Origin of the sequence: Pseudoroseomonas ludipueritiae, from assembly GCF_014490445.1 — a bacterium.
Taxonomy (GTDB): domain Bacteria; phylum Pseudomonadota; class Alphaproteobacteria; order Acetobacterales; family Acetobacteraceae; genus Pseudoroseomonas; species Pseudoroseomonas ludipueritiae.
The window spans coordinates 11,179-26,406 of record NZ_JACTUZ010000051.1; the positions used below are offsets into that span (position 1 = coordinate 11,179).

Annotated in this window: 24 protein-coding genes; 12 read left to right on the plus strand and 12 right to left on the minus strand. The window is 65.2% G+C overall.

The window, feature by feature from the left end; genetic code table 11:
* Window positions 1-90: 90 nt before the first annotated feature.
* A complete protein-coding gene (locus tag IBL25_RS27300; protein WP_255722813.1) occupies window positions 91-222 on the plus strand; it encodes a hypothetical protein in 132 nt (43 codons plus the stop codon).
* Between the two features lie 170 nt (window positions 223-392).
* On the opposite strand, the gene IBL25_RS27305 is transcribed toward IBL25_RS27300, so the two are convergent.
* On the minus strand, window positions 393-527 hold the full coding sequence (locus tag IBL25_RS27305) for a hypothetical protein (protein ID WP_275295986.1): 135 nt from the start codon (window positions 525-527) through the stop codon (window positions 393-395).
* A gap of 155 nt (window positions 528-682) precedes the next feature.
* A complete protein-coding gene (locus IBL25_RS12835) occupies window positions 683-1,279 on the minus strand; it encodes a ParA family protein (RefSeq protein WP_187778945.1) in 597 nt (198 codons plus the stop codon).
* Window positions 1,280-1,742: 463 nt separating this feature from the next.
* On the opposite strand from IBL25_RS12835, the gene IBL25_RS12840 reads away from it, so the two are divergent.
* The 6 genes from IBL25_RS12840 (at window position 1,743) to IBL25_RS12865 (ending at window position 4,452) form a co-directional block, all read left to right on the plus strand.
* A complete protein-coding gene (locus IBL25_RS12840) occupies window positions 1,743-2,219 on the plus strand; it encodes a helix-turn-helix domain-containing protein (RefSeq protein ID WP_187778946.1) in 477 nt (158 codons plus the stop codon).
* Between the two features lie 37 nt (window positions 2,220-2,256).
* Window positions 2,257-2,523, plus strand: a complete 267-nt coding sequence (locus IBL25_RS12845; protein ID WP_187778947.1) for a hypothetical protein — start codon at window positions 2,257-2,259, stop codon at window positions 2,521-2,523.
* Between the two features lie 93 nt (window positions 2,524-2,616).
* On the plus strand, window positions 2,617-2,814 hold the full coding sequence (locus IBL25_RS12850; protein ID WP_187778948.1) for a type II toxin-antitoxin system HicA family toxin: 198 nt from the start codon (window positions 2,617-2,619) through the stop codon (window positions 2,812-2,814).
* A 71-nt stretch (window positions 2,815-2,885) separates the two neighbouring features.
* The gene (locus IBL25_RS12855; RefSeq protein ID WP_187778949.1) at window positions 2,886-3,314 is read left to right on the plus strand and encodes a type II toxin-antitoxin system HicB family antitoxin; all 429 of its coding nucleotides are present in this window, start codon (window positions 2,886-2,888) and stop codon (window positions 3,312-3,314) included.
* Window positions 3,315-3,352: 38 nt separating this feature from the next.
* The gene (locus IBL25_RS27575; RefSeq protein WP_187778950.1) at window positions 3,353-4,012 is read left to right on the plus strand and encodes a S1 family peptidase; all 660 of its coding nucleotides are present in this window, start codon (window positions 3,353-3,355) and stop codon (window positions 4,010-4,012) included.
* A gap of 95 nt (window positions 4,013-4,107) precedes the next feature.
* The gene (locus IBL25_RS12865) at window positions 4,108-4,452 is read left to right on the plus strand and encodes a hypothetical protein (protein ID WP_187778951.1); all 345 of its coding nucleotides are present in this window, start codon (window positions 4,108-4,110) and stop codon (window positions 4,450-4,452) included.
* A gap of 19 nt (window positions 4,453-4,471) precedes the next feature.
* Here the strand turns inward: IBL25_RS12865 and IBL25_RS12870 are convergent, their stop codons facing one another.
* Window positions 4,472-5,266, minus strand: coding sequence for a DNA adenine methylase (locus tag IBL25_RS12870; protein WP_187778952.1), 795 nt, complete (start codon window positions 5,264-5,266; stop codon window positions 4,472-4,474).
* A 282-nt stretch (window positions 5,267-5,548) separates the two neighbouring features.
* Between IBL25_RS12870 and IBL25_RS12875 the strand changes: the two genes are divergently transcribed.
* From IBL25_RS12875 to IBL25_RS12895, 5 genes are all read left to right on the plus strand, one after another.
* The gene (locus IBL25_RS12875; protein ID WP_187778953.1) at window positions 5,549-5,896 is read left to right on the plus strand and encodes a hypothetical protein; all 348 of its coding nucleotides are present in this window, start codon (window positions 5,549-5,551) and stop codon (window positions 5,894-5,896) included.
* A gap of 40 nt (window positions 5,897-5,936) precedes the next feature.
* Entirely contained in the window at window positions 5,937-6,347 is a 411-nt protein-coding gene (locus tag IBL25_RS12880) for a LexA family protein (protein ID WP_187778954.1), read from the plus strand.
* A 1-nt stretch (window position 6,348) separates the two neighbouring features.
* Window positions 6,349-7,608 carry a Y-family DNA polymerase gene (locus tag IBL25_RS12885; RefSeq protein WP_187778955.1) on the plus strand — a complete coding sequence of 420 codons (1,260 nt, stop codon included), beginning with the start codon at window positions 6,349-6,351 and terminating at the stop codon, window positions 7,606-7,608.
* Between the two features lie 60 nt (window positions 7,609-7,668).
* Entirely contained in the window at window positions 7,669-8,433 is a 765-nt protein-coding gene (locus tag IBL25_RS12890; protein ID WP_194433701.1) for a hypothetical protein, read from the plus strand.
* Between the two features lie 78 nt (window positions 8,434-8,511).
* Window positions 8,512-9,741, plus strand: a complete 1,230-nt coding sequence (locus IBL25_RS12895) for a helix-turn-helix domain-containing protein (RefSeq protein ID WP_187778957.1) — start codon at window positions 8,512-8,514, stop codon at window positions 9,739-9,741.
* A gap of 9 nt (window positions 9,742-9,750) precedes the next feature.
* Here the strand turns inward: IBL25_RS12895 and IBL25_RS12900 are convergent, their stop codons facing one another.
* The 9 genes from IBL25_RS12900 to IBL25_RS12940 all read right to left on the minus strand — a co-directional run.
* Window positions 9,751-10,188: a glycoside hydrolase family protein gene (locus IBL25_RS12900; protein ID WP_239419144.1), complete on the minus strand. Its 438-nt coding sequence runs from the start codon at window positions 10,186-10,188 to the stop codon at window positions 9,751-9,753.
* The gene (locus IBL25_RS12905) at window positions 10,185-10,358 is read right to left on the minus strand and encodes a hypothetical protein (protein ID WP_187778958.1); all 174 of its coding nucleotides are present in this window, start codon (window positions 10,356-10,358) and stop codon (window positions 10,185-10,187) included. The genes IBL25_RS12900 and IBL25_RS12905 overlap by 4 nt, the downstream gene beginning before the upstream one ends.
* Window positions 10,359-10,439: 81 nt before the next feature.
* Window positions 10,440-10,748: a phage holin family protein gene (locus IBL25_RS12910; protein WP_187778959.1), complete on the minus strand. Its 309-nt coding sequence runs from the start codon at window positions 10,746-10,748 to the stop codon at window positions 10,440-10,442.
* Window positions 10,749-10,774: 26 nt separating this feature from the next.
* Window positions 10,775-11,377 carry a hypothetical protein gene (locus tag IBL25_RS12915; protein WP_187778960.1) on the minus strand — a complete coding sequence of 201 codons (603 nt, stop codon included), beginning with the start codon at window positions 11,375-11,377 and terminating at the stop codon, window positions 10,775-10,777.
* Window positions 11,378-11,384: 7 nt separating this feature from the next.
* Window positions 11,385-12,629 (minus strand): hypothetical protein, encoded by a 1,245-nt coding sequence (locus IBL25_RS12920; protein WP_187778961.1) that lies wholly within the window; start codon window positions 12,627-12,629, stop codon window positions 11,385-11,387.
* Window positions 12,629-12,895, minus strand: a complete 267-nt coding sequence (locus tag IBL25_RS12925) for a hypothetical protein (RefSeq protein WP_187778962.1) — start codon at window positions 12,893-12,895, stop codon at window positions 12,629-12,631. The genes IBL25_RS12920 and IBL25_RS12925 overlap by 1 nt, the downstream gene beginning before the upstream one ends.
* Before the next feature lies 1 nt (window position 12,896).
* Entirely contained in the window at window positions 12,897-13,364 is a 468-nt protein-coding gene (locus IBL25_RS12930) for a hypothetical protein (protein ID WP_187778963.1), read from the minus strand.
* Window positions 13,364-14,227: a hypothetical protein gene (locus IBL25_RS12935; RefSeq protein ID WP_187778964.1), complete on the minus strand. Its 864-nt coding sequence runs from the start codon at window positions 14,225-14,227 to the stop codon at window positions 13,364-13,366. Before IBL25_RS12935 ends, IBL25_RS12930 begins: the two co-directional genes overlap by 1 nt.
* Before the next feature lies 1 nt (window position 14,228).
* A partial coding sequence (locus tag IBL25_RS12940; protein WP_187778965.1) for a hypothetical protein occupies window positions 14,229-15,228 on the minus strand: 1,000 nt, incomplete at its 5' end.

Sequence of the window (15,228 nt, forward strand, 5' to 3'; positions counted from 1 at the left end):
CAAGCGGCTCTGAAGAGAATTCAGGCAGGCTCAGGGTGGTCGTGACGTCAGGAATGGGGTGGGCTCAAGGCCCTGAAAAGGAGAATTTTTATGATCCCTTCCCCCCTTGTTCTGCTCATCGCCCAGCTGGCTAAGCTGGCGGAAGAGAACGGCAGCCACCTCACCCAGCAGCAGGCTGAAGATGTGGTCCAGATGTACCGGGATTGGCACGCCCAGCCATAACCAGCCTTTCCCCGGCCGGGCGGAACCTGGCCGGGACTTCTGGCTTGCACAGAGCGTCCAGGCCCAGATACGGCCCCAACCGACGAGCTTCGCGTCAGTGTCGGCTCATCCGCCGCAGCCAAGTTAGATGGATGTACATATATACATATGCACATCCATCTATCCATCCATCACTGCACCAACTTTTTGTTCTTGGCCAACCACATATCCAACGCTTCAGATACGATGGCCTGCTTCTGTCGACCGGTACGGAACCGATGCAGCGCCAAGGCCTCTGCTTGCGCGGCCGAGAGCTTGAAATTCATCGACCCTGGCCGAGACACGCTTGAAGCTGGCGGCGCCGGCGGCGGCTCACTCGCCGGAGCTGCGGGAGGGGGATTCTCCGCCCGCTCGATGGGCGGCGGCGCGTCCAAGGGCTCCTTGGAGAAGATAGCATCGAACTTGCTGGCGGACCGCTTAGTCACGCGATGCACTCCTTACCGATAGCCTCATAGGCTTCCCAGGCACGGGTTGAACCCTTCTCCTTCGGCACCCCCCTGACAGAGACACCGTTGCTGGCCGCGTGCTCGAAGACCTTCAGGCGAGGTACCTGGCCGGTGAACACTGGAATGCCCTGAGCGGTGAGAACTTGGCGCAGCTGTTGGCCATCGGTTTCCGGCGCCGGCGGCACCTTGACCAGCAGAACCCGGTGCTTGCCAGGAGCAAGCTCCTTGGCGGCGCGCAGGGTATCCACCAACACGTCCGTCTCCAGAGTAGCCGGGACGGTAGGAATCACCAGCAGATCGCAGCCTTGCGCCAACGCCTCGAAGTCAGCCGAGCCTGGGCGGGCTTCGGTGTCGACGACGACATGGGTGAAGGAGCGCGCCTTATAGGCGCCGGCTTCCACCGGCACGACTTCGAATGCGAATCCGCCGCGCTTAGCCCAGGCGGTGCTGGAGCGGTTCGGGTCGCCATCGATGAGCAGCGTCGGGGCGAGCGTCTGCAGGTACTCTGCCAGGTGCACGGCAGTCGTAGTTTTGCCTACGCCGCCTTTGTAGCTCGCGACCGTGATGTACATGTGTGTGGACATCCATCCATATGTGCAGATGTACATTTACACATATGGATATACATATGTATATGCAAAATCAGGTGAGCCGGTCGTGATAAAGCCCTGTTTCCGATTGGTTGCACGCTGGGCAGGAGTCCGGCATTGTGCCGGGACGTCAATGGAGAGCCGCTCAATCCTGAGCAAAGCATAGCCCTAGAACGACGAAACCCCGCGCTTGCCGGCGCGGGGCTTGTCGGACCCGCCGGAGCGGATCGGAACCGAATGGTGTTCGTGTTCCCGATCCTACACAGCCGAATCCGTCGCGCAAGAGGATTTTGCGTGAACGGGAGAGGCATGCCGGCTGGTCCTCGGGCCAACCGCAGGAGGATCGGCCGTGCCGATCTCACGACCACGTCCGGCGCGTGCCGGGTCCGTGCGCGTTGCCGCTTGGCAGCGCCAGCGCCTCGGCGATGCCGATCGGCGCCGCATCATGGAGGCCGCCCGTCGCCTGGAGCGCCGCAGCCACCAGCCAGGAATGCACGGCGGTGCTCTGCGCCGCACCGGCATCCTGGTGCTGTGGACGCTGCTCTACCGCGGCCCGTCGCGACACGGGGTCTGTGATCCCTCCATCAGCCAACTGGCGGCCTGGTCCGGCTGCGCCCGCTCCACCGTGCAGCTCGCCCTGAGCCGCATCGAGGCCGCCGGCATCATGGGCCATGTGCGGCGTGGCCTGGTGGTCGCCGGCCGCTGGTGCCAGTGGACCTCGGCGTATCTCTTCGCTTCGCCGGAGCAGTGGGCCGGAAGCGATACCGAAGCTCGGTCAGCCGAAGTCTCTCCAGTGAAAAAGAAAGCTCAGGAAGGAAAACGGGAGGGGCAGGGGAGTGCCCTGCCAGAGGCCGAGCGTCAGACGCTAGCCGCGAAATGGGGGCTGCTCCCGGCCGAGATGTACCGATTCGAAGCGTCGTGACGGCAGGGTAGAGGCGGTTTCAACAAGGAGAACCACCATGAAAAAGCCACCCAGCGTCACAACCGCCGATCATCACTACGCTGGCCACCAGATCTCCATCCGCACTGAACAGCGCGGCCCAAAGCGTTGGGAGGCGCACTGGGAAGTTGCCACCCTGAACGAGAAGGGCAAGATCGAGGAGCCTGAGCCAACAGCGCACGAAGCCGAAGACGTGGCGCTTATCGATGCTCGCTATGCAATCAGGATGCGTCTCGAAGCAGCCGAAGGTGGCAAGCCAGGAGGGGAGCAGGACGAGACACGATAATGGGGGTTTATCGTTTCTAACGTACACCCATACGTGCAAAAAGTACGTACTTTTTTTGTTGACGGGGCCAGGGAAAATACGTAAAAAGTATGCATGAGAGCAAGAGAGGTGCTGCAAAAGCTGAAGGCGGATGGGTGGTGCGAGGACTCCCAGAAAGGTTCCCACCTCCACCTGATCCACCCCACTAAGTCGGGCAAAGTCACCGTCCCGGTCCATGGTGGAAAGGATATCAGCCCCATGACTTTGCGGCTGATCGAACGTCAGTCCGGCCTCAGATTGAGGCCGGGCTGACAGCCCTTCAGCCGAGCACCTCTCGGCGCGTTCCCTGGCCAAGCCCAGGGCCACACTAAGGAGCAAAAGATATGGCGATCCGGTTCTACCGGGCCGTGCTGATCGATAGTGAAGATGCTGTCAGCGTGGCCTTTCCCGACCTGCCCGGCTGCATCAGCCAGGGAGACGACATCCAGGACGCGGCCAACATGGGCCGCGAGGCGCTGAGCCTGCATGTCGAAAGCATGCTGCGCGACGGCGAGGCGCTGCCGGAGCCCAGCGAGTTGGGCGCGCCGCTGCCCGACTGGCTGGCGGAGGACATCACCGCAGAAGGCGCCAGCTACCGCGAAACGTTGCTGCCGGTGGAAGTAGAGCGCAAGCCAGTGCGATTAACCATCTCGCTGCCGGCCGACTTGGTGGCCTCGGTAGACCGAGCAGCAGAGCGCAATGGCTTCACCCGCTCCGGCTATCTGGCACAGGCGGCGCGCGACAAGATGCAGCGTGAGCGCGAGACCGCCTGAAACAGGCCAAAAAGCAAGATTGTCTTTGAGGATAACAGATGCAGGTACGTCGAGTAGGGCCGGTGGTACCGGTCGTTCGGGTCTCACCCGGCGGCACTTACGATGCTCTTGGTACAGCATTTGCCATTAGCAGAAACCGATATGCCACGGCCGCACATGTCGTGCAGAGGAGGGATGAGGGATTGTGCGTGGCGTTCTCTGCGGATGATCCTAATGATGGTTACCAAGACACAACTAACACTGGCCGGCATCTTCTTGAGGCAAAGCTAGTAGAGGTGGATCCCGTCCGAGATATCGCAATCTTGGAGGTGGCAGGTATAGATTATGATATACGCTATTCAATAGGATCAAGCGACGATGTCCTTCCGGGAACTCCTATCTATACGGTAGGATACCCACATGCTGATTATGGACGTTTGGTTCTGACACAGCAGTCATCGACTGTCGGTGCAAGGATTTTGATTGGGTCAGGTCCTATCAAGACTAAGCACTTGGTGCTCAATATCCAAACACGACCTGGCCAATCAGGAAGTCCAGTGTTTGCGCGAAACAATGGTGCCGAGATAATCTCTGCGATGGTGATAGGTAGCTACGCCCCCAACACACCGCGCATGATAATTGGCACTATCGACCCTGATACTCTTCATCAAACGACACATGCAATTTCAGCGGAGTACATCCGGAGGATGATGGCGTGAGCAGGTGCGTCAAGGACGCCGTGGCTTCAGGCGGCTGGGTGTCGTCCCTTGGGTCTTACCATCGGGAGACAATTGAGGAAGTTCTCAGCACAGGCATGAAAGAAGATGAAGCCGCTGAATTTTGGCTTTCGACAAATGGCGCAGAGTTCACTGCAGGGTTTGGAGCGGGAGAGAGGTCTCGCGCTTACCTTCAAAGTGTTCAGAGCGAACTAGCCAAAGTGATCTGCGGAGATGAAAAGTACACTGAACTCCGGCAGAGCTTAGTTGGATACGTGAAAGCGGGTAAGTATACAGCTGTGGCTGCAATTGCCGCAGCTATCGCACCTTATGTCGGCTTTGCTGCTAGTGCGCTTGTTCCTGCTATCGCGTTGTTGCTCGATTGGTCTGCAAAGATTGGCGTAGAAGCATGGTGCAATATGCCACCAGAATCTGCAGCCTGACCCGTCTTGCAAGCCATCACTACGAAATTAGCACCTCGCCGGCCTTCTGCTGCTTGCCACTGATGCCATAGGTGGTTTCCACCGCCTCGATGGTGAAGCGGCTGAAGACCTGGCGCACGCCCGGCGTGTCGTTCAGGCTGAGCAGGAAGCGCCCCTTGATGCCCGCGAGCTGCTCCGCCAGGCGCTCGAAATCGGCCCGGTCGAAGACGCCCGGGCCATAGTCCTTCTCGCAACCCCAATAGGGCGGGTCGAGATAGAACAGCGTGTCCGGCCGGTCATAGCGCGCGATCAGATGCGCGAAGGGCAGGCGCTCGATCACCACGCCGGCGAGGCGTTCGTGGATCTCTTCGAGTGTGGCTCCTAACTTCGTCACGTCGAAGCGCGCGGAGACGCCCGGCGCGACGCCGAAGTTGCGGCCGCTGATCTTGCCGCCAAAGGCGGTGCGCTGCAGGTAGAGAAACCGCGCCGCGCGCTCCAGGTCGGTCAGCGTGTCGGCATTGGCCGCCAGCAGCCGTTCGAACTCAGCGCGCGAGGTGAGCTGCCAGCGCAGCATGTCCATCAGCGGCACGTAGTGGCGCTGCAGGATGCGGAAGAGGTTGGCGACATCCGTGCTGATGTCGTTGATCACCTCGCAGCGCGCCCGGAACGGACGGCGCAGGAAGATGCCGCCCATGCCGATGAAGGGCTCGACATAGGTGGTGTGGTCGATGGCCTGCAGGCGCGAGACGATGCGCCGCGCGAGGTTGCGCTTGCCGCCCAGGTAAGGGGCCGGCGTCGCCGCCGGCGACGCCGGCAGGAGGGTAGTGGACATCATGGATGCGGGTCTTCAACATGGCCCCGCTTCTGGCCGGAAGTAGGCGGGGCGGTTTATCCGTGTGCAGTGACAGCTGCACGGCTCGGGTGTTGGTAGCACCCTGGCCCCCGCGCTCCCCTGGTGGGTAGAGCTGCGGCGGATCGTGCCCGAAGGCGCGAGTTCGTCCAAGACCCGATTGTGCTGCAACCGGGCCTGTTCTTGTTGTGTTCACGGTGATAGCGTAGAGAAACCCCCAAGGCTGAGGTTCCCCCGGACCCTGGCCGCTCTCTGCATGAGGCTCCGATGAGCAAGAAGCCCCGACCATCCCCCGGTCCTCGGCGTCCCGCCGATCCCCACAAGGCGGCGCTCGGCCGCATCGCCGATCTGGTGGGGCGGGGTTATGACGCTGGCCGCCTGCAGCGCGAGGCGGAGGCGGTCATCCAGGGCCTGCGCGGCAGCATGGAGCCGGAAGAGCTGCGCGAGGTGCTGGACGAGGTGCGCGAGCAGCTTGCCGCCGGCGTCGAGGCGGCGGAGGAACAGGCCAGCGAGATCGACAGCGACGACAAGGTCTCGGCGCGCCATGTGCAGCGCATGGTCGGCGCCATGATGGCGGCGCGCGATGCCTTCGGCCGGGCGGCCAGTGCGCTATGACACCGCTGCCGCGCGCCCCCGGTGTCGCGCGTGCCTGATCATGGCACCCCCGCGTTACCCCGATCAGCCTGACGAGCCGCCGGTCTATACCGGGGCCGAGACGACCGGCTTTGTCAGCCCGGCGGCCGATCACATGGATGGGCCGCTCGATCTCAGCCAGGTGCTGGATCTGCGCCGGCCGGGTCGCTTCGCGGTGCGGGTGTTCGGCGAGGCGCTGGCCCGCCGCGGCATCCTGCCGGACGATATCCTGATCGTGGATTCCTCGGCCGAGCCGCGCGCCGGCCGGGTAGCCATCGTGATGCTGGGCGGCGAGGTGCTGCTGGCGCAGCTGGCCTGGCGCGATGGCCAGTGGTGGCTGCGCTCCGGCCGCGCCGAGCGGCCGCCGTTGCTGCTCAGCGAGGAGGCCGAGATCTGGGCCATCGTCGCGGCGCTGGTGCGCGAGCGAGTGTGAGATGCCGGCCGTCTATGGCCTGATCGACGGCAACAGCTTCTACTGCTCGGCCGAGCGCGCCTTCGCGCCCATCTTGCGCAGCAAGCCGGTGGTGGTGCTGTCGAACAACGATGGCTGCGCCATCGCCCGCACGCCGGAAGCCAAGGCGCTGGGCATCAAGATGGGCGATCCCTGGCACCTGGTGCGCGGCCGCCGCGAACTGCTCGGCGTCGAGTGGCTCTCCTCCAACTACGCGCTCTATGGCGACATGAGCCGGCGCGTGTACCAGGTCCTCGCTGAGCGGGTGCCGCGCGTCGAGCCCTACTCCATCGACGAGATGTTCCTGGATCTCGATCTGCCGGTGGAGCTGCATGCCTTCTGCGCCGAGCTGCGGCGCGAGGTGCGGCAGGTGGCGAAGATCCCCACCTGCGTCGGCTGGGGTCCAACCAAGACCATCGCCAAGCTGGCCAATGGCATAGCCAAAGACCATGCCGAACTGGGCGGGCTCTGCGACCTGCGCGACCCGGCGGTGCGGGCGGAGTGGTATGCCCGCCTGCCGGTAGATGAGGTCTGGGGCATCGGCCGCCGCACCACCGAGAAGCTGAAAGCCGGCGGGGTAGAGACCATCGCCGACTTTCTGGCGCTCGATGCGCGGGCGGTGCGTGACCGGCTGACGGTGGTGGGCGCGCGGGTGCAGGCGGAGCTGCGCGGCGTCTCCTGCCTGCCGCTGCAGATGCTGGCGGCCACCCGCAAGGGGCTGGCCTGCACCCGCGCCTTCAGCCGGCCGGTGACCACCTGGCAGGACATGCGCGAGGCTGTGGCGGCCTATGCCGCCCGGGCGGCCGAGAAGCTGCGGGCGGAGCGGCTGGAAGCCTGCCACCTCAGCGTCTTCCTGCACACCAATCCGCACAATGGCGACCCGTGGCATTCCGGCAGCCGCGCTGCGCGCATCGAGCCCACCAGCGACACGCGCGCGCTGATCACTGAGGCAGTGCGGCTGCTGACGCCGCTGTGGCGCGATGGCTTCCGCTACGCCAAGGCGGGCGTCATCCTCAACGACCTGGTGCCGGCCGGGGAACAGGCGCGGCTCTTCGCGACGCGCAGCCCGCAGGCTTCGGCCAGAACCATGGCGGTGATGGATGCGATCAATGCCCGGCACGGGCGCGGCACCTTGTTAGTAGCCAGTACCGGCCTCGCCCGCAGCTGGGCGACTAAGGCGCAACGAGTGTCGCCGCGCTACACCACCCGGCTGGAAGAGATCCTGCGGGTGGAGGCGTTCTAAGGTTACTGCCACCCCCTTGCTACCTAGAGCCGAAAAATGCCTTCGAGCGTGGGCTGGGGCTTGTCACGCAAGAAATTGAGGTATAAATCCTATCACACGCAAACCGCATTGGGTGTTGTTGTGCAGCAATCGGCTATCCGTGCATTCATCAGGCAGCATGTGACCCGAGACCAACTCGCAGACGACCTGCAGATGCTGAGAGCTGCACGTCGGAAGGGCGGTAGGCTGTCTGAAGATGGTGGCTTTCAGGGCAAGGGGGCTCTCAGAGTAGCCGGGTACGCTGCCCACGAGGCATATGAGCAGCTTTTCCGTTCCTATGTGCCAGGGCATGGAGGAGCGATAGCAGACCATGTCCTGCCTGGTACTAATATCACCGTGCACCAGGCGGTCGCCGTGTATGGTCCAGTGTATGTGGCACGAGCTACGATAAACTGCAGACGCGATCTGCCCACACCAAACGCCACGCGGAAGAACGCGGCACAACTTAATGCCGCCTTTGACCCACAAGGAAAGCTCGACATTGGTCTTCCGCCGGAGAAGCGCTGCTTCGTTCTGCTTCTGACAAGACGAGATCCTCAAGACATCGGTGCCTACGAGGCAATCGACATTGCGGTTCTGATGTCAGATTTCAGCGGCTTCTCTTTATATGAAGACGCCGACACGTTCTTGGCAGGCTACGGAGAGGTCAACGCTGAGAGCGTTCCTGATCAGCAAGCAGCACCGAATATGGGCATCAAGCTGCGTGGCAAGGTTCAGCCCTTCACTGGTGGCGAACATGGCGAAGGCCAAGGTGATGAAGGTGACACCCAGAAAGGCTCCGGCTGATTTTTGGCCGCCTTCTTGCTCGCAAGTGTTGCATACATTAGGAACCGGCGCCTGATTTCTTGCTGGGGTGGAGCTTAGATGCAGGAGCTCAAGACCAAGGCTAAGGCCAAGTTCATTGCAACCCGTCTGCGGGAAGCGAGAGATGCCAGGGGAATTCCAACTCTGACGTCTATGGCTTCGCTCGTCGGAGTGGATACAAGCGCTGTATCCCGGTGGGAAGCCGGCTTGTCTGAACCAAGTGCGGACAAGGTGCTGGAACTCGCAAGGGCCCTTAACGTTAGGCCCAGCTACTTCTTTCGCCCGCACTTCCAGCATGGAAATGCGCCTGCATTCCTGCGTTCGTTAGCGAGTGCCCGAAAGCGAGACCTAGCCCGGCAGCGCGCCCGGCTGCGGTGGCTACAGGAGATTTCTCAGGTAGTGCAGCACTACGTCAGTCTGCCGCCAGTGGATCTTCCTCCTCATCTGCAAGCTGTCGACTACCGAACTCTGCGCGATGAGGACATTGAGGGCATTGCGTCAGATCTTAGGGCGCATTGGAAGCTAGGCAATCAGCCTATCGGCAATGTCATTGAGGTTGTGGAGCGCGCAGGCTTCGTTGTGGGCCGTGATGAGATGGGAACCACGGCTCTCGATGGATTGTGCAACTGGTCGGTATTGGACGGGCGCCCTTACCTTCTGTTGGCTGAAGACAAGATGTCGTTCTTTCGCAGGCAGATGGATACAGCCCATGAGATGGCACATGCGCTCCTACACCGGCATGTAAGCGAGGCACAGCTACGCGAGGATTTTGATCTTATCGAAGCTCAGGCGTTTAGATTGGCAAGTGCGTTCTTGATGCCTGCCGACAGCTTTGCACTAGCGGCAAGGACGCCCACGCTGAATGGGCTCCTGATGCTTAAGGACCGCTGGCGGGTGTCCGTTAAGGCGATGATCCGCCGCTGCAGAGATCTAAATCTGATTGTCAATGATGAGGCAACGCAGCTTTATAAGTACTACAGCGCTAAAGGGTGGAATCGGGAAGAGCCGATGGATCGGTCTGTACCCCTATTTCAGCCTAAGCTGCTTGCGAAGGCGCTAACTCTCATCGTCGATAGCCGAACTCGGTCGAAGGCAGACTTGTTAGCGAGTGACTTCACTGTGCCAGGCCATGATGTCGCCACGCTGATCGGACTTGATTCGGATTGGTTCTCAACCGGCGAGGTCATTCAACTTGCGCCGACCGGAGCTCGGCAACCTGCAAGCACAACGTCTGCTGGTGAGATTGTTGAAATAGACTTTGCCGGCCACCGTCGCCGGCCTGGAAATTAGCAAGGGCTTTCAGCCCTTGCGCATCATCTCGGCCATGCGGCCGGCACGGGCTGGCGTCTGGCGCGCCCAGAGTGAATTGAGCATACCCTGCGCGGCCGCCGCGAAGTCGCCGCGCTGGACGGCCGCCAGGGTGCCCTTGAAGCCCAGCAGGCCGGCCATGCCCATCTGGAAGGCCATGGCCTGCAGCACCACCTGGCGCGCCTCGCTGAGGCGGGTGGACCAGGGCAGGGCCTGCGCCACCTGAGCCCGCACCTCGGCCAGGTCGTTCTCCAGCAGGACGCGGGCCTCGGCCTCGGTGATGCCCTTGCGGTCGAGGCAGCGGCCGATGCCGATGGTGGGATGCCCCACCACGGTCATGCCCGGCAGCAGCGGCTTGCCGGTGGCATCGTCATAAACCGCCAGGCGCAGTCCCTCTTCGCGCTCCAGCAGCGCGCCCAGCGCGCTCACTGCTGACGCTCCGGGAAGAGAATGGCGGCGGCGCCGCCGGCGGCCACGCCAACATCGACGATGCTGGACCAGGCGTCGGGTGCGATCTTGATGCCGAAGAGGGAAAGGAGCAGGGCGATGCCAGCCCAGGTCGAGCGCTCGCGCAGCCGCGCGGCCACTTGCTGCAGCATGATAGTCTCCAGGTTGTGCGTGGATTGCGCGGCGTGACCCGGCCGGCGCGGGAAGGGCGCGTTCGCGCGGAGGCGAACGGCTTAGGGCTTGGTGCGGCGGAGCTGCGGCACCAGCGTCTCCAGCAGCGGCTCCAGCCGCTCGGGTCCGTAGCGGCCGAGCAGGGCGATCAGCACCACGGCGCCGCCACCTTGCAGGCTGAGCCAGTCGGCGAGGCCCCAGCCCATCAGGCCGAGGGCAGCGGTGACCGGCACCTCCCAGAAGAGGGTCCAGAGGATGAAGTGCAGGGTCAGGCCCCGGCGGGCAGCGCGCAGCATCAGGGTGAAGCGGCCGGCGGCCGCCGCGGTGATGGCCATCAGCAGGTCATCCAGGGCGGGAGGGGGGTCGAACATCGGCATGGGAGCCTCGCAGGCCGCGCTCAGGCGGCGATCAGGGCGGCGGCGCGGAACAGCGCGTCGGTCTCAATCGGCGTGACGCCCAGCCGTTCGGCGACCTGCAGCAGCACCGGGTGGTCGCGCCGATAGCTGGCGGCGGCCGACCACCACTCGCTGGCCTGCACCGCCGCGATCCGCTGCGGATCGGCATCCGGCAGACCGGCAGTGGCCTCCAGCTGCTGCGCCAGCAGGTCACGGGTGGCGCTCAGGAGCGACCGGCCGTTGTCCAGGATATGCGTCGCCATGACGATGCGGGCCTGGGCGCGGCTGATCTCGGCCGGCACCGCGGCCGGCGGCAGGATCACAGGGGGCGGCTCCTGGGTCGGGATGATCGGATCGCCCGGCTGGCGCGGCACGGCCGCCGCCGCGAAGGCCGGCAGCGGGGCGCCGGGGAACAGCGCCAGGACGTGATAGCCGGGCCGGGCCACGGGTGCGCCGCCGGCTTCGGCCTCGTCATAGAGGCGGCCATGCACCACTAGGCAGGCCTGCTCGGGCGGCGGCTGCACCTCGCCGTCGACCAGCCAGGCGGGCGGGCAGGCGGCGAGAAAGGTGGCACGGTCGGGGAAGGCGCAGAGAAGTTGGGTCATGCTCACCTCATGCCGCCAGGGTCGGCAGCTCGGCCGCGCTGGCGAGGCGCGGGATGATGTCAAAGCGCCGGATTACGCCCACCAGGCTGTTGGCGCCGGACGTCGACCAGGTGCCGATGCGGCCGCGATTGAGGCCCAGCGGATAGCCGGCCACAGCGGTCTCCACGGTGGGCGCCCCGTTCAGCGAGGTGCGCATCACGCCCGCCGCCCAGCTGAACCGGACGGTGAACTCGACGCCGGGGACGATGATGCCGACCGTGGCGATGGTCTCGACGCCAGCCACGATGCAGCGGGCCGACATGCGGCCGGAGCTGTTGACGTTCATCGAGACCAGGTTGTCGCCGGTGCTGTCGTCAAAGCGCAGGACGCCGCGGCTGGCATTGCCGGAGGGCAGGGATTCCATGGTGCCGGTCAGCACAAAGCTGCCGGCCATGTTGGCGAAGCCCACCTTGGCCAAATTGAGGGTCACCACATCGGTAAAGCGGGTGGCCTGGCCCGGCGATCCGACCGGCGGCAGGATCGGCGAGGAGGGCAGGCCACCTTCCAGCTGCGGCCAGCCGACGCGGATCACGCAGGAGAAGACTTCGCCGGCCCCCGGGGTGATGGTGAGCATCGGATTGATGAAGGCGGTCAAGCTTGCTTGGACGCTGCCCGCGATGGTGTAGCGCTGCAGGTGCAGTGGCGCAGCCGTAGGCGAGACTGGCAGATCGGTCGACCTCCGGAAGGTGCCGCCGGCATTGTATTCGGCGATGCGAAGCACTGCGGGGCCGCCGCCCACCGGCAAGGCGCCCGACAGCAGCTGCAGAAAGGCCGAGCAGGCGAAGCTGTCGCCCAGCGCCACCGGATATTGCGCGCTGCTGTCGAAGACCAGGTTGTAGTTGCCGGCGCCGGCACCGGTGGAGGCGATCTGGATATCGACATAGTCGACGCCGCCCGACTTGCCGCTGCCGACGATGCTGCGGGTGATGTTGGTGGCGGTCGCGGTATCGCTCCAGAAGGTCGGAAAGGCGCCCGGATTGCCGCTGCCGACCAGCCCCACCTTGGCGCCTTCGGCGCGCGGGTTGCGCACGCGGTTGGTGGCCAGGTCCTCCATCACCAGGCCGCGCGGCGCCAGGGTGGCCTGATCGAAGGTCAGGCCGAGGGTGTTGGAGGCAATCTCCTCGTATTGGCCCAGCGCGTTGATGATCGTGCGCATGCTGGCGCGCGAGGCGCTGTAGAGATCGCCGAGGAGATAGGCCGTGGCGTTCGGCATCAGAAAGACTCCCGAATCAGATAGGCCGTGCCGGTGGTGAAGTGGCAGCGCGTTGCCAGGATGGCGCCTTCCACCAGCGGCCGGGCCTGGTGCAGCGTGACGATGCGCGGCGTGCCGGCGAGGTGCAGGTGGCGGGGAAAGCCCGACAGCAGGGCCGCGCCGCTGGGCGGGTCGGTGCGGGCGAAATCGCTGCGCAGGCCCAAGGCCGCGTCCTCAGCCGGCCGTATGCCGAGCAGCGCCGGCAGCAGGCCCAGAAGGCGCGGCATCTCAGGCCTCCGTCTGGCCGAGCAGTTGCAGCTGCGCCGGGCCGGCATCGATGCCGATCAGCGCCGCCATGCCATTCACGCGCACCTTGTTGTGCCCGTCCGGATGGCGCAGCTCGGTGCCGCTGGCGGTGATGGGCAGCGCCAGCGGGCGCAGATTGAGGATTAGGCAGGAAAAGCCCGCGCCTAGCGCTGGCCAGGGCGCCACAATGGCGCCATCGCCGCTGACCTGCAGGATGCGGCCGTTGTGCGCGGCGTGGCTGAGCGACAGCGGGCCGGTCACCGCCACCACCGGGTAGGTCTGCGACAGCAGCGCGGCATAGATCGCCTCGACCTGCTGCCGCGCGATGTCGGCGCGGCCGCCCACTTCGGCGGTGTCGCGGATCAGATCCGGAAAGTTGTTGGCATAGGCCCAGGGATTGAAGTCTTCCTGGGTCCAGGTGCGGCCGTTCACGGTGACCGGAAAGGGCATCAGATGATCTCCTCGGCCGACAGGCGCCAGGTCCAGCAGTCCATGGCGGCGGCGACGATGGGGGTGGTGTCGGTGAGGTTGGCGTAGATCGAGCGGCGAAAGCGGTTGGTGGCGCTGTCCTTGGGATCCATGCAGAGAAAGAAATCGCCGTCCTTGCCCAGCTCGCGGCTGATGGCCTCGGCGGTGCCGAGCGCCTCGCCTTCGCTGAGAGCGGCGAATTCCATCTCGAAGCTGCGGTATTTCGGCTGGCGGCTGACAATGCGGCGGCCGCCACGCGTGCGCTTCACGGCGGAGGGATCGACCCAGCGGAGGCTGGCGCCCCAGGCGGCATTGATGGCGGGCGACCAGGACCAGCCGGCCATCAGGCGGCCCGCCTGCAGGTAGCCGGCGGGATTGGACGGGTCGGAGAGGTAGACCAGCACGTAGCGCGCCACATAGGGCGTGCCGGTGCGCACCTGGTGCATCAGCGCGGCGCCGGCCGGATAGGCGCGGGTATCGACGCCGTTCCAGGGAAAGGCGCCCCAGGGGAGCGAACCCCAGACCACCGTGGGCTCCCAGGCCGGCAGCCAGCCACTGTCGTAGAGGGGCGCGCTGCCATCGGCCGCGTTGCTGAGCACAAAGCGCACCCGGCCGGCGGTGGTGAGGTTGTGGTTGAGCAGCACGAACTGCGACACCGGCACCGGGGCGCCGGTGCCACAATCCACCCGCAGCCAGGTGCTGGCCTCGGCGGTGCTGGTGGAGCGCGCGACCTGCTGCGGATCCTGCGTCTGCAGGTTCTGCAACGGCAGGGTCGGGCGCCAGGCGCCGCCCGACACCGTGCCGGCGTCCGTGGCCTTGCGCCACAGCAGCGAGATATTGGCCATGCTATCCCCAAAGGCTGAGGGTGTGTTCCTCCCCTGCCGTGTCCGAGGAGAGTTCCATCACCACGAAGTTGCGGCCGTTGCTGAGGCCGTAGCGGCGGTCCTGCAGGCGCACGGTGAGGCCGACGCGCAGGCCGGCGGTGAAGGGCACCACCGCGTCAAAGGCGGCCCGCCGGGGGCCATGCAGCGCCACCCGGCGCTGGGCTTCCGCGCGGGCTTCCGGCTCGCTGTCGAGCGGCAGGTCCACCCGCTCCTCGCGCGCCAACAGGGAGGCCTGGGCCACCACCGGATCGGCGTGCTCGACGGTGCGCCAGTCGGTGCGCTTGGCGGCGCGGGCGTCGCCGGTGATCAGGCCGGCAATCTCGCTTTCGCTCAGCACCCGCCAGCGCCGGCCATAGCCGACCGTCAGGGTCTTCAGACGGCGATCCACCTGCCGCGGCTCCAGGCGGAGCAGGTCGCGCTCGGTGAAGGTGAAGTCCGGCACGGCCGCCGGCGCATCGAAGCGGCCCATGCGGATCCGCCCCAACGGATCGAAGCCCCACCAGGCGCCAATGCCGATGGCGAGCTGGTCGACCGCCTGGCGTGCCGTGATCTCGCTGCTGCCATCGAACCACAGGCTGAGGGCCTGCGGCGCCAGGTCGTTCAGCGCTGTGAGGTCGGCCGCCAGGAAGTCGCCCGCCTCCAGGCTGGTGGCGTTGTCGAGAGCGAACTGCGCCAGGTCGGCAAAGCGGCCGAGCCATTCCACCACCTGCACCGCCTCCACCGCGCCGCTCCAGCCAGGGCCAGGAACGGCCGCCAGGGCGGTGCTGGTGTCCGTGGCCACAAAGGGCAGCACCACCCGCCCGGAGGCCGCCACGGCGGCGCCCAGGGGCGTGCCGTTGGCGGTGAGGGTAAGGCTGCCGGCGCTGCGGCGCACCAGGGCCTTCAGCGCGTAGCGGCGCCCCGGCACGGTGGTGACGGACAGCGGCAACGCCGCCGCGCCGGTGACCGCGCCGCGGCTGCGG